Below are 13809 nucleotides of genomic sequence, written 5' to 3'. Positions count from 1 at the left end.
TACTGGCCCTTTTTATTTACTTAGCGTTTTATGTAGCTAAGCTTAGACTTTCTTGAAGATGATAGAGGTGTTGATTCCACCAAAAGCAAAGTTGTTGCTCATCAAGTATTCAACATCCAATTCGCGACCTGAGCCCGTGATGTAATCGAGCTTGCCGCACTGTTCATCGACATTCTTAAGGTTTAGGGTTGGGCTGAACCAACCGCTATGCATCATCTCTAGGCTGAGCCACGCTTCAATTGCACCACACGCACCAAGCGTATGGCCAAAGTAACTCTTAAGAGAGCTGATTGGTACTTCACCAAAGATATTCGCTGTCGCGTTACTCTCTGCAATATCACCTTTTTCAGTCGCAGTACCGTGCGCAGAAACATAGCCAATCTTCTCAGCTGGAAGTTGTGCGTCTCTCAATGCTTTCTCCATACAGATTTGCATGGTTTCCATCTGAGGTTGAGTCACATGAGCCGCATCACAGTTGCTCGCAAAACCTATGATTTCTGCGTAGATCTTTGCGCCACGAGCAACAGCATGTTCGTACTCTTCAAGGATCAGGGTTCCAGCGCCTTCGCCGATAACCAAGCCATCACGCTCGCTGTCGTATGGGCTAGGGGATTTCTTGGGTGTGTCGTTTTTTAAACTGGTAGCGAAAAGGGTATCGAAAACGGCAGACTCAGTTGGGCATAACTCTTCACCACCACCGGCAACCATTACGGTTTGGTAACCATGCTTGATCGCTTCATAGGCGTAACCAATGGCTTGGCTTCCTGAAGTACAGGCGCTGCTGGTGGGAATCACGCGGCCACGCAGACCAAAGAACAGACCTACGTTTACCGCGGCTGTGTGTGGCATCATTTGAACGTAAGTGGTTGCTGTGATTGCTCGTGTCGACTTCTCGTTCAGCATTACTCCGAAAGCACCAACCGCATCGGTACTGCCAGTTGAAGAGCCGTAAGCGATACCAGTTTCGCCATTGGTCAATACATCGTGACCAATTAAGCCGGCTTGCTCCAATGCATTCTCAGTCGCAACGGTAGCTAGGCGTGATACACGGCCCATGCCACGCACTTGCTTACGCTTGTAGTGTTTAGGCAGTTGGAAGTCATCAATAGGCGCGGCAAGTTTTGTGTTGAGACCATCATATTGCTCGAAGCTTGGCATATATTGAGTCGCATTTTCACAGGCCTTTAGCTTAGGCTCTATCTGTTGCCAGTCGTTACCAAAAGCAGTAACACCAGACATTCCAGTTACAACAACGCGGCGGGTCATACTAAGCCTCCATTTACTGAAATCACTTGGCGAGTTACGTAGCCTGCAATATCAGACATTAGGTAGCTGACTAGGCCGGCTACTTCTTCCGGCTCACCCATACGGCGCAGTGGTACTTGAGGAAGTGCATGATCTTTCACGTGCTCGTCAACCATACCTGTGTCAATTAAGCCAGGAGCGACACAGTTTACCGTGATCTTGCGTTTTGCGAGTTCTAGAGCAAGAGACTTAGTTGCGCCAATCACCCCCGCTTTTGCTGCAGCATAGTTAGTTTGACCACGGTTACCCATAATGCCGGATACCGACGCTAGAGTGACGATACGGCCACCTTTACGCTTTTGAACCATAGGCATTACACAAGGGTGAAGTACGTTGTAGAAGCTATCTAGGTTGGTATGGATCACACCATCCCACTCTTCTTCCGTCATCGCGGGGAATGCAGTGTCACGAGTAATGCCCGCGTTGTTCACTACACCATAGTAAGCACCATGTTCAGCGATATCAGACTCAAGCTTTTCGCGACACTCGCTTCGTTTGCTGATATCAAATTGAATAAGACGTCCAGCGCCACCCAGTTCGGTGATCGACTTTAGCGTCTCTTCAGCACCTTGCTTGTCACCCATGTAATGAACGGCGATTTCAAACCCGTCTTTCGCGAGTTGAATAGCGATCGCTTTACCAATACCTTTACTGGCACCAGTGACTAAAACCTGACGGCTCATGATGGGCTCCTAGTTTTCATTTCTTGTAATTTTTGTTCGGTCGGCACGTAGACGTTGAGTTGGCATTGAGCCACTAACTCACCTCGGTCTTCGACTCTTGCGGTAAACACAGCCATACCGCTGTCTTCCATCATCTGTTCGGCGTAGATATCAAGGGTCTGACCTTGAGTAAACTCATCACACAGTGATTTATAGCGACGAGAGCCGAGTAAGAATCCGATTGGGGGCGTGGTGCCGTTTTTAAGTGCGTGATATCCAGACCATGCCGCTACAGACTGCGCCATAAACTCGATTCCAACATATGCTGGTACCGTTTGAGATTCGGCGTCAAAGAACAGATTATGGTCACCAATATCGACCTGACAGTGGATCGACAACGCCTCTACGCTGATAGCACGATCGATTAATATCATCGGATCATCGTGAGGGAGAAGTTGGTCTACAGAAGGGATATCAGTCATTTACTACACCAAAAATCAGGCTAATGTTGTTGCCACCAAAAGCAAACGAGTTGCTTAAGATGTTCTTTGCTTTAAGTTTCTGTGAACAGTTTACCAAATCAATCTCAATATCTTCAGCTTTATCCTGACATTTTTGTAAGGGAAGCGGTAAGTCATATTTCAAAATATGCCACGCAATTGCAGCCTCAATCGCACTTGCTGCGCCTAGAGTATGCCCGGTCAGCGGTTTGGTAGAACTGACGGGAACCTTGTTTGCAAAAATACGATGAATGGCTTTACTTTCCATCGAGTCATTGAGTGGCGTTGCTGTACCATGTGCATTGATATAACCAATGTCTTCTACGTTTAACTGTGCAGAATGTAACGCTTTTTTCATTGCTTGTTCAGCACCATTGCCTTCAGGGTGAGGCGCTGAAATGTGGTGTGCATCAGAGCTGTCCCCACAGCCCAATAAGGCAATGTTTGACGTGTCTTGTGCTGCATTAACACCGGCTAACTTTGTTTTGCTGAGCAACATAAATGCCGCTGCTTCTCCTATGTTGATACCTTCTCGGGTTGCACTAAATGGCTTACAATGTGTTGTTGAGAGTGCTTCAAGACCGTGGAAACCATTGAGTGTCAGCTTACACAATGTATCCACACCACCCACTAACACGGCATCAGCCATACCTGAATCTAATAAGCGCTGGGCGGTCAGAAATACGCGGCCACTGGATGAGCAAGCCGTAGATATGACGTAGTTTGGCCCCGTTAATGCGCAATACTGGCTAACGAACTCTGAGGTATCACCAAGCTCTTGTTTTGAGTAATGGTAATCTGCTGGAAACTCGCCGTTTGCCAATTTTTGTTTGAAGACTGCTTCACCATCGGAGATCCCAGATGTGCTGGTGCCAATAACAACAGCAATTCTATCTGCGCCAAACTGAGATTTGGCTTGCTCGATAGAATCTTCAATTTGGTGAAGAGCCGACAGCGCCAGTTGATTGTTGCGAGTGGCGTATTGCGTAAGATCTGAAGGAATCGGTGGTAGTTCACCCGCGATCTGACCAACGACAGTGTGTTTACCATCGTTCAGCATATCGTGCACTTCGACCATATTTGATTCACGCTCGTCTTTTAGACAGCCATGAATATCGGCAATCTCTGAGCCTAGCGCTGAGTGGAAACCACAGTCTTGGATGTAAATAGGCATAGTGTTCAACTCTTACTTGGATTGTCGACAATCGTTGAGTTCAACGTTTGTATGGTGATGTTGTAGCCCAGGGTCAAATGTTTGAAAACAATGTCGCCTGCCGTTTTGTGTGTACCAGGATCTGTTTGGTAATCAATTTGAATGATTGCCTGTTGGTTTTCATCAAATACGGTTCTTGTTTTGTCGGTATCGACTAGGTGCCAACCTATGCTTTGTAAAGGCTGAGCCCATGCTTCAGCCGGCCATAAGGTAAGCATTAAATTAAATAGCACCTGTTCAGGTTGTGGCAAAGTTGCGCCAAGCCCAGACAAAACCTGCGTATCAATTACTTGATTCTGGTATTGCAGCGATAGAATGCGAGTACCCCAAGAGGAGAACCCCGCCAAAACCACTTTACCTGGTGTGACTTCGACTTGAACCGGAAGCTGCTGTGTATCATTTTCCCACGTAGCGCTAATCAACTGACTGGCTGTTAATGAGTATCCCAGTTCAGCTGGCAGTGGTAGTGCTAGATCGGTGTCTTGATCGATAGACACGCTCGCACCACTTGGCTGCTGAGAAACCATCGAGCAGGCACTCATTAGAATGCCCACTAGTATGGCGAAGGTTACCTTTAATGTCTGGATCATCTAAAAGCCTCTCGAGTAATTGGTCCTTCTACGTTTTTACTACTGTTGATCGCGAGTGGAGAAAGCAGCCAAGCGACAAAGATCCCTGTCAGAACCGTCACCCCGAAGCTATGAATAGCATGAGTCTGGCTCAGCGACAGTAAGCCGAATGAAAGTAGTGTTGTGAGACCTGACAAGGTGATCGCTAATAAGGTGCTCAGCGATTTCTTTTGCTCAGCAAAGAACAGGGTGTAGTCTATGCCAATCCCTAAAATCAGAATCAAACCAAGCAGGTTAAATAGGTTCAGTGTCGAGCCTAAAATGCCCGTGACCGCCAAACCTGCTACGCCTGCAATCAATGAAGGCAACAGCATTAACAGGCTTTGCTTCACACCATAGCGCCAGCCTAACAGCATGCCAATAGCTGCCAATGCTATCAATAACAGCTCGGTAATCTTGACGCGGTACTCAGCAAAAAGAGAGGAGATTTCATCCGCTTTATTGAGGTGTTTCACACCTTGCTTCTGAGCAAAATCTGACTCCAACCACTGTGAGAACAGCTCAGCATCAGTGACGTCTTTTATCAAAATGACCGACGCTGCTTGCCCGTCGATAGGTTTTAACCAAAGTGGTCGAACAGGCTCTGAGACTGGAGACTCCAAAAATCCAGATACCGTGATTGGTTCGAATTTTGGTAGTTCTGGAAACGTAGACCAACCGAGAGAGCTTTGTAATATATGGCTTTGTTGACTATAGAGTTGTTCAACCAACTGATAGTTATCATGCTGTTCTTGTTTACTTAACAAATGTTGATTGATGCTGCGATACCCGGAGATACCTTGGCTATTGACCAGCGAATCTAAGCTTGTGGTGATTTCTGTCAATTTTTTGAGTAGCTTTTGGTCGCTCTGAGCTGTGACCAAAAGCATATTTTGACCACTGCCTAACCCTGATATCTCAGTAATGGCTTGCTCTTGTTGTTTGAGTTGTTCGGGCATAGCCTGAAGCTGGCGAATATCGTCGTCGTAACGAATTTGACTGAGTGACATCAAGCTAACGACAGTCACTGTTAACGGTAAGCCAATTCTAAATTTTTGGTTGCTCCAAAGGCTTAACCAAGTATGCCAAAGTTTCGACAGGGGAAGAGGGCGCTCTTGGCCTGGTTTTACCGCTAAAACGGGGTACCAGCACACCACACTGGCGTAAGCTGCGATCAGTCCAATCGACGAAAACAGAGCCAGTTGCTGCAAGCCTGGGAATGGCGCAACCAGTAGCCCTAAGTATCCGATTAAGCTGGTGATTAAACCTAGAGTGATGGCAATGAAAATATGCTTTAGGCCTTTATCGCTCTGCCAGTGGCTTCCTGCGGCCAAACGGTCAGTGAGATAGTGAAAAGAGTAATCGATGGATACGCCAATCAAGCTAGCGCCAAACACCAAGCTGAATAGATGCACCTTACCAAAGATAGCGACAGTGCTTGCCAGTGCAACCAATAATCCTGTACTGATTGAGAGTAAAGATAAGGCAAGTGGTAGCGCACTACGAAATGTCAGCCACACCAATAAAATAACGCCTGCCAATGAGCCCAAACCAATGGTACTGATTTCTGATTTCGCGCTTTCGGTACCGTAATTGGCGTAGAACACCACACCAGTATGCTGCACTTTGACACCAAACTGCTTTTCGAGCTTGCGCTCAATTGAATCAAGACCTGGAAGTTGTTCTTGAATCGCCAAGCTATAAGGTGAGTCCGCCAGAGTAGCCGTGACTAAAATATGAGTTTGCTCATTCGACTGGGCCGTGAGATAGCCCTCTTTCAGAACAAAGTTACTTGATTGGACGCCAATAGCACTGATGTAGTCGCGAAATAACAAGAATGGGTCGAGAGATAACTCTGCTGCAGTGACGCCTGAGAATGGATTGTACAGAGACTGAATGACATATTGAGCTCGCGAATCAGGCGAGTGTGTCAGCGTCTCTTTTTGTTGTTGGGTCAGCAGTTGAGATCGGTGACGAAAATAGAAATCGCTCCACTGGCTTTGAGTGCTGGCGTTGATTTTACCTTGAACTTGCTTAAACAGAGTTGGCTGACTTGAAAAAGTTCTTTGGTTGAGAGCTTTTTCAAAAGCGTCGGTCGCAACCATGGTTTGTTCGATATCGGGAGCGCTTATGATAAATACCACTTGCTCGCTCATCGAGCTGGATATCTGCTGAAAGGCTTGCTCTACCATTGGGTCTTGCTGGTTTTCGGGCAGTAACTTTAGAATGTTGCTTTCAATCGGTACCGACGAAGAAAAAGCGAATTGTTTGGTCAACAACCCGCTAAACAGCATTACAACAACAAGCCAAACAAGGGCAAGACTAGAGTTGGAATTGTTTCGCTTCAGCATCTGATAATACTTCCGGTAGATGGCTTAACTGACTGAATTCGATCACTGTGCTATCTCCACGAATCTCTTTCAACTCAATACGTTCAATATCGCTGTTGCCTTGCAGCGTGATAGCCTCAAACACCGCATTCATCGGTGCATTTTGGGGCTTTAGAGTCAGTGTCCATGCTTGTACATTTTCATCAGAGCTGGTGTTAGTTGCGGGCTCAAAATTGAGTGCGAACTGTTCCTGAAGTTTTTGCGTGTCCCCATGAAACACTGACAAGAAGATATGGCTGAAATAAAACGCCATTGGATTTTCTTTGTCGGTGATGATTTTTGCGGGTTGATCGGCAAACCTTTGGCTCAGTTTGTTATCGGTGAGCACTAAGTTCACGGGAAACGGAGTGGTTTGTGTCCAGAGTAAGCCACTTGATTTGTCTAACAGAAATGTACCTTGTGACGTTAAAGGCTGGGCGAACATCTCCATACTGCGTGTTTGAGTGAACTCACCACGCACAATACTATTTTCGCTGAGCACCGTCTGCAGCTCTGAAATAGAATTGACAGCAGCAGAGTTTTCTTTGGCGCTTACAAGGCCGCTTGCCATCATCGCAGTAAGTCCAATTAGCGCGATATTGATGTATTTGCGACTGCGTTTAAACAGATTCATGGTTCACCTGCTGTGGGTTAGAGGTTTGTGTTTGATGTTCAGTTGCTAGAGGTAAGCAACCAAATTGGTGCCAGTGTTCGACTTTGTCAGTAAACACTTTGGGTGAGGCAAAGCACATCTCTTGTTCTTCGATGGTGACGGCAACCTGCATGGTGTGAGCACGTGTCATTCGAGCACCGGTTAGAGCATCATGAATTTCATAATCGACGCGCAGGCGATTTTCCCACTCGGTGAGTTTCGCCGTTACCTTAATCTTGTGATTAAACGGTATCGCCTTAATGTATTTCACGCGGGTATCGATGATAGGCCACATGTAGCCAGAATCCTTCATCTCATGGTAGTTGTACTCAATCTTATCCATCATGATGCGCCTAACTTCTTCAAAGAATCGGAAGTAGTTGCCGTGATAGATCACGCCCATTGGGTCGGCATCTTGGAATGAGGAGATAAGCGTCACCTCAGATTGTAATGGGTGAAGGATTTCAGACATAAATCGCTCTCAACAATATTGCGTAAAGGGTTGGCTACTTTATGAGTAAAGTGACCAGTGCTGACTTTGAATACGAGCAATGAAGTGGCGTAGATCGCTTTCAAGTGGTCGATCTTCTACGATAAATTCAAACTCCTTAAGCACTTCGTCGCGAATGTGCTTGAGGTTCTCACTCATGTGGTGCTCATCAAGCTCATTGTGGCGCTTACGAAGTTCGAGTGCTTGTGTCCCCGCCAGTAGTGACGCTGCTGCCACTTGTTCGGTTAGCTCTAGAACGCGTAAACAGTCACGAGCTGCGATGGTGCCCATACTCACTTTATCTTGGTTGTGACACTCAGTTGAGCGAGAGAATACGCTTGCTGGCATGGTGTGTTTCAATGCTTCTGCTGTCCAAGCTGAAACGCCAATCTGTACTGCTTTAAAGCCGTGGTTGATTGGCTTACGTTCGCCTTCAGCACCCGTTAGGTTGAATGGCAAACCGTTGTTGAACTTGTAGTCCATCAGCTGAGCCATTTGACGGTCAAGCAGATCAGCAAGGTTCGCAACTGCAGTTTTTAACGTATCCATCGCCATTGCAATGTGTCCACCGTAGAAGTGTCCACCGTGCAGTACGCGCTCATTATCACCATCGATAATTGGGTTGTCATTGGCACTGTTTAGCTCGTTCTCGATCATTTGGCGTAGCCAAGGCAGAGAGTCTTGAACCACGCCGATAACATGTGGAGCACAGCGCAGAGAGTAACGATCTTGGAGGCGATCACTGTTACGTGGCGGGCGATCCGCTTGCAGATCATCACGCAGCCATGCAGCAACTTGTTGTTGACCAGGATGAGGTTTGACTGCAAACAGCGCTTCATCGAAATGGAAGTCATTGCCGTGCATACCGACTGATACCATAGCGGTGATCTTAGTTGATAGCTGAGCTAGATATTCCGCACGCTTGTAAGCGATACAAGCTAATGCCGTCATTACAGACGTACCATTCATCAACGCCAAGCCTTCTTTTGGCTTAAGTTTGATAGGGCTAATTCCTAACTCTTTGTAGACGTCACTGGTTGGGCGCACTTCACCTTTGTAGATTACATCACGCTCACCAATCAGTGCTGCGGCTAAGTAAGACAGAGGTGTTAAGTCGCCACTGGCACCCACCGATCCTTCTTGAGGAATGCGCGGTGAGATGTCTTGGTTGATCAGGGTAACGATTTGGTTGAGTAGGTCGTGAGTCACACCAGATACGCCTTGTGACAGCGAACACAGACGTGTTGCTAATACTGCACGGGATTGCTCGTGAGACAGTATTTCACCTAAACCACAGCCGTGAAAGCGTGTTAGGTGTAGTGGTAATTCATCAACAAGGTTTGGTGGAATCGCAACCGTACATGAGTCACCGTAACCCGTCGTTACACCGTAAATCACACCTTCTTCTTTCAATAGGCGTTCTAAGAAAGCGACACCACGGTCGATCTTAGATGTGAATGCTTCACTTGTGTTCATCGAGGCTTTTGCGCCTTGTGAGATAGCGACAACATCCTCAATCGTGAGGCGCTCGGCACCAAAGGTGATGCTATTTGGATTCTTTTTCGTCATGGTGCTTGCTCAATGTCCAAAAATTAAAAAAGTTGTACCACTGAAGCGGTGCTTGCAGTGTGTAGTGCTGAAGTCGATTTGCGTATTTTTGCACGACTTGCTGTAAAGATTGTTCGCGAGTCTTTCTTGGTAGCTCGATCTTGTTGCTAAAATGCTCGAAATAGACATTAAAATGCGGCTTAGATTGTGAGTCGTCACGTAACCCAAACAGCAAAAATACGGGTGCTTTGAGAACCGAGGCTAACATAAATGGACCTTGAGGGAATGGAGCTTCCTTACCTAAGAACTCAGCCCATACTGAGCGGCTCTCTTTGCTGGTGGAAGTTCGATCGCCAACAATCACGATCCATTCGCCTTGCTCTAGTTTCTGTTGTAACAAGATAGCGGTATCAGGCCCCATCGATGTCACCTGAATCAGATTTAAATCAGACTGCGGGTTAACCGCTTTCATTACGGAATTAAAACGTTCGGCGTGTTCTGTAAAAACCAGCGCGTTGATTTTGATGTTCGAGTGTCTGCGACCCAAAGCGCGGCACAGTTCGATATTGCCAAGGTGAGATCCAAGGATTAGCACACCTTGATTATTTGCAACCATGCTCTCGAATTGGTCTTGGCCATGAATAGTCAGGTTATCTGCCGAGAAATCCCCTTTCCATGCCGCCAGTTTGTCTAACATCGTATGGCCAAACGAAAGCAGATGGTTATAGCTGGTTAGCTCCACAGGTAACTCAATGTTTTGTTGCTCTGCGTAAACCTTTAGTTGAAACAGGTACTGTTCTGAGGCGTTTCGTGCGCGTTTGCCCGTTAGGTGGTAGTAACGCATCACACCACGCAAAATCAGATTAAAGACACCTCGGCCTAATAGGGTATAAACGGCCAACAACAGTTTGATGCCAAGTACGGTGCCGCGTTCTTGAGTGCGAGACCAATGAGGCTGTTCTAGCTCGTTGTTGTTTGGTCCGGTCGATGAATCTTGATTTTGACCACTTTTAGCTGAATCGGATTTGAAATGGCGAGCAATCAGTTTTGGTGCTCTTGGCAGCATGCTGAAGAATAGACGTGTATGCATCCAACTGATTTTGACGTTATCCCACAACGCATCGAAATGAGAGATGCCGTTCTCAGGATAGATAACGCGCGTTTCAACGAAGTCTATGTCGCAACCTTCCCAATACAGGCGAACCAAAATCTCGATATCGAAGTCCATTCTCGAACCAACATCGTACTTATTCAACACAGTTTGAGTTTGGTTGATAGGATACGCTCTAAAGCCACACATGCTGTCTTTAATTGATAAAGAAAGGGTTTCTATCCATACCCAGATATGTGTCGCGTAGCGCCCATAGAGCCTTGCTTTGGGTACGCTGTCGTCGTAGATAGGCTGGCCTGATATCAGACGTTGTGGCTTAGCTTGTGAGGCCTCAATCAATGTTGGCAAGGCTTCCAGGTCGTGTTGCCCATCAGCATCTATCTGAATAGCGTGGCTAAAGCCTAGTTGCTGCGCTTTTTTGATTCCGGCTTTTACTGCGCCGCCTTTACCTTGGTTCTGTTCAAGCGTCACCAAGGTTACGTTTGAATTCTCTGCTAGGGGAGACAGAAACTGTTTTGTTGTGAGTTCACTGCCATCGTCAACGATGATGATCGGTAACTCAAAATGATGAAGTGACGACACCACAACCGGCATGGTTGCGCCATGGTTAAAGCACGGGATAAGGAAGCAAGCCTTGTAGCTGCTTTCTTTTGTGTGGTGTTGAGAAGTAGCCTCGACGGGAGCGCTATTCACTTTTTTCTCCCAGCTTCATTTTGCCTGAAGAGTGGGTCTGTTCACCGTTGTTTGATGTGTAACTAAAGCTCAGCTTGTCTTTGTCAGCATCCCATTTGAGTGATAGCTGGATTGTAGCGTCAGGCAGGATAGGCTCTTGGAACTTAATGACTTCCATTCCTTTAAAGAAACCAGGAACGCCTAACTCTTGGACTGCGTAGTGAAGTGCCCAATCAATTTGCGTGACGCCAGGTAGAATAGGGAAGCTCTTGAAGTGCCCATTAAAGTCGGTGATATCTCCGCTAACATGAAGTGTCAGGGTCGATTCATTTTCTACCGTGTCTACAGCAATGATGTTTGGTTTTCTTTTATCCATAGGGCGTGCTTAGAATCCTTGGGCAAATATTGGTTCTTTGACAAAAATATAAAAAGATAATCTCAGTGTAAAATACGATCAGCGGTTTCTATGATTTTATTAGCTGTTCTATGTGAGATGTTAATCGCTTACCTTGGCTGTTGAGGGGGATCTCATCGACAACACGGTATTTTCTCGGGATTGCGATTGGCTCTAACCACTTTCTGAGTTCTGTACGCAGCATCAACCAGAATTTACCTTTGCTCATGGTCGATAGAGCGGCTTGGCCTTCATCTGATAATACCAAAACAGAGGCTAATATTAATCGCTCAGGCTCCTCAAATGGAATAACCACGCACTCACTTATCCAAGGCAGTTGCTCCAGTCGCTTTTCCACTTCAACCAGTGATACTCGCTTTTCTTCTATCTTGATCACTCGGTCCGTTCGGCCCTTCAATATGAATTGATTCTCCGAGACCATCTCGCACTCATCAGAGGTTTGATACCAGTTATTCTTATCGATGTACGGCGACAATAACTTAATGCAATTCTCACTGTTGAGACTAGCCTCAATACAGGCAAAAAGTTGCCAAGGCGTTTGAGCGCTCTCTTGCTGACGAAATGCGATGCCACCGGTTTCTGTGCTACCAAAGACTTCAATCGGTAAATGACCAAGCAGATCTCGTGACTGGTGAGCCGACTCGGTAGGCAATGGACCACCCGAAGAGAAGATTCCTGCAAGTTGTACCTTGTTGGTCTCATGCTTTAATCGTTTAAGTAGCGCTGGGCTGCTGATCAGTACACAGTTTTTATTGGCATGAGACAGAATTTGTTCTGGGTACTCAAGGTTGTTTCGAGCAAATGGCACACCAGAACAGAGCGGCCATAAGATTCTAAACAGCAGGCCATAGATGTGTTGGTGGGAAACGGTGCTTTGGATTCGGTTTCCCTTGAGTAAAGCATCCCAGTTCTTGTGTAACTGAGCCGTTTCAATATCTAGGTGTTCTAACGTTTTATCTATCGCTTTTGGCGTGCCACTTGAACCTGAAGTGAACAGAGTTAATGGGACTGTTGCCAAATCAATGGTCGTAAGATTCTCGGTTAGAGGTTTTTGTGCTTCAGTGTTTGAATCCAATAAGGTTTGGATATTACGAACGTCACTCACCTCAACTTCGCCAATCGAGTTATCAACTAGCAGGCAATCAAACTGCTTACTTAACTCAGCAAGCGCACATGGCTGGTAGTTGCCCGGTAAGATGATGTGTTTGTTGGCTGCTGCACATGCCAAAAAGGCCACCGTAAATAGGTAGCTGTCTTGGGTACAAATCGCGATTCGTTGAAAAGGGGATAAAGACAAAAATTGTACGAGTTGAGATAAGTCGTCGTTAAATGTTTGCCACGTAATCTCGCTATTGTCGTCAAAGCAGACAATAGATTCAGGGGTTCTGTCCTGGCTGAGAAGCTCAGACAACGAGGTGTAAGATACGGTTTGGGTCATAACAATTTAACTCTGACGAATGCGCTGTCTTACTACCCACTCTCCTGCAAAGAGTAACCCTGCAAACAGATAGCTGAGTAAGCCATTGTATAGGGTCCATACTTCTAGCGGTTGGAAGCAGGTGTAAAGGGCAATAGAGCCATTGATAACAAAGAACAAGCACCACACTTTGGTGACTTGTCGTGTGTAATCAACGCCACTTTGCGGAAGTTCAGGCTCTTGAAGGCGAGCAAGACGTTCGATAATCGTTTGTGGTTGCCATAGGCTCGAAGCGAATACAACCAGCATACAAACATTAACGATAACGGGATAATAGGTTAGCCAGCCGTGTTGCTTAAAGGCTAAGCCTAAAGCCAGCAGAACAATACCGGCACTTCCACTGATCCAAGCTAGGTGTTTTAGCTCTTTGATTTTAGCCTGACCGCCGGTGAAAATGCGTACAGCAAAGATAGCGGCTAAGGCAATACCAACGGTTTGTAAGCCAAACTTGTTGAGTCCAAAGTAAACCGCTATTGGATAAGTGAAAAGTATAATTGCCGACAGTAAAGTCAGCAGAGGACGCATTAGGCGTCCTTCAATAGTTCAACCACAGATTCGACAACGTCATTAACGGTGCGCACTGCTTTGAACTCTTCAGGTTTGATCTTCTTACCTGTGACGTTCTGTAGGTGAACGACCAAATCAACGGCATCAATGCTGTCTAGGTCTAGATCAAGATAGAGATGAGCTTCAGGGGTGATATCTTCAGCATCAAGCTCGAACAGCTCAATAAGCGCATCTTTAACCTGGTTGTATACTTCTTGTTGGTTAGCTTGTGTCATAAAGA

Annotated in this window: 14 protein-coding genes; all 14 read right to left on the bottom strand. The window is 46.3% G+C overall.

Going from position 1 to position 13809, the window contains the following annotated elements:
- Positions 1-42: 42 nt before the first annotated feature.
- Positions 43-1266 (bottom strand): beta-ketoacyl-ACP synthase, encoded by a 1224-nt coding sequence (locus AB6E54_RS19125; protein ID WP_017062286.1) that lies wholly within the window; start codon positions 1264-1266, stop codon positions 43-45.
- Complete coding sequence (locus AB6E54_RS19120) at positions 1263-1988, bottom strand: 3-ketoacyl-ACP reductase FabG2 (protein WP_017062285.1); 726 nt, start codon at positions 1986-1988, stop codon at positions 1263-1265. Before AB6E54_RS19120 ends, AB6E54_RS19125 begins: the two co-directional genes overlap by 4 nt.
- A complete protein-coding gene (locus AB6E54_RS19115; RefSeq protein WP_017062284.1) occupies positions 1985-2449 on the bottom strand; it encodes a hotdog family protein in 465 nt (154 codons plus the stop codon). Before AB6E54_RS19115 ends, AB6E54_RS19120 begins: the two co-directional genes overlap by 4 nt.
- Positions 2442-3641: a beta-ketoacyl-[acyl-carrier-protein] synthase family protein gene (locus AB6E54_RS19110; RefSeq protein WP_372106514.1), complete on the bottom strand. Its 1200-nt coding sequence runs from the start codon at positions 3639-3641 to the stop codon at positions 2442-2444. Before AB6E54_RS19110 ends, AB6E54_RS19115 begins: the two co-directional genes overlap by 8 nt.
- Positions 3642-3646: 5 nt before the next feature.
- Complete coding sequence (locus tag AB6E54_RS19105; RefSeq protein ID WP_029235193.1) at positions 3647-4270, bottom strand: DUF3261 domain-containing protein; 624 nt, start codon at positions 4268-4270, stop codon at positions 3647-3649.
- Positions 4267-6639: an MMPL family transporter gene (locus tag AB6E54_RS19100; RefSeq protein ID WP_372106515.1), complete on the bottom strand. Its 2373-nt coding sequence runs from the start codon at positions 6637-6639 to the stop codon at positions 4267-4269. Before AB6E54_RS19100 ends, AB6E54_RS19105 begins: the two co-directional genes overlap by 4 nt.
- Positions 6611-7291 carry an outer membrane lipoprotein carrier protein LolA gene (locus AB6E54_RS19095; RefSeq protein WP_102333659.1) on the bottom strand — a complete coding sequence of 227 codons (681 nt, stop codon included), beginning with the start codon at positions 7289-7291 and terminating at the stop codon, positions 6611-6613. The genes AB6E54_RS19100 and AB6E54_RS19095 overlap by 29 nt, the downstream gene beginning before the upstream one ends.
- Positions 7278-7781, bottom strand: a complete 504-nt coding sequence (locus AB6E54_RS19090) for a thioesterase family protein (RefSeq protein ID WP_102333658.1) — start codon at positions 7779-7781, stop codon at positions 7278-7280. Before AB6E54_RS19090 ends, AB6E54_RS19095 begins: the two co-directional genes overlap by 14 nt.
- Before the next feature lie 39 nt (positions 7782-7820).
- The gene (gene hutH, locus AB6E54_RS19085) at positions 7821-9368 is read right to left on the bottom strand and encodes a histidine ammonia-lyase (RefSeq protein ID WP_372106516.1); all 1548 of its coding nucleotides are present in this window, start codon (positions 9366-9368) and stop codon (positions 7821-7823) included.
- Complete coding sequence (locus tag AB6E54_RS19080; protein ID WP_372106518.1) at positions 9346-11151, bottom strand: glycosyltransferase; 1806 nt, start codon at positions 11149-11151, stop codon at positions 9346-9348. The genes hutH and AB6E54_RS19080 overlap by 23 nt, the downstream gene beginning before the upstream one ends.
- Entirely contained in the window at positions 11144-11506 is a 363-nt protein-coding gene (locus AB6E54_RS19075; RefSeq protein WP_017062276.1) for a 3-hydroxyacyl-ACP dehydratase, read from the bottom strand. Before AB6E54_RS19075 ends, AB6E54_RS19080 begins: the two co-directional genes overlap by 8 nt.
- Before the next feature lie 88 nt (positions 11507-11594).
- Positions 11595-12983, bottom strand: coding sequence for an AMP-binding protein (locus AB6E54_RS19070; RefSeq protein ID WP_102333656.1), 1389 nt, complete (start codon positions 12981-12983; stop codon positions 11595-11597).
- A gap of 6 nt (positions 12984-12989) precedes the next feature.
- Complete coding sequence (locus AB6E54_RS19065) at positions 12990-13547, bottom strand: septation protein IspZ (protein ID WP_048669155.1); 558 nt, start codon at positions 13545-13547, stop codon at positions 12990-12992.
- A complete protein-coding gene (locus tag AB6E54_RS19060; protein WP_004739745.1) occupies positions 13547-13804 on the bottom strand; it encodes an acyl carrier protein in 258 nt (85 codons plus the stop codon). Before AB6E54_RS19060 ends, AB6E54_RS19065 begins: the two co-directional genes overlap by 1 nt.
- Positions 13805-13809 lie beyond the last annotated feature (5 nt).

It is taken from the genome of Vibrio sp. 10N.247.311.49 (genome assembly GCF_041467655.1).
Classification (GTDB): Bacteria; Pseudomonadota; Gammaproteobacteria; order Enterobacterales; family Vibrionaceae; genus Vibrio; species Vibrio crassostreae_C.
The sequence above is the reverse complement of the archived record's forward strand: the minus strand, read 5'-3'. Positions and strand labels throughout refer to the sequence as shown.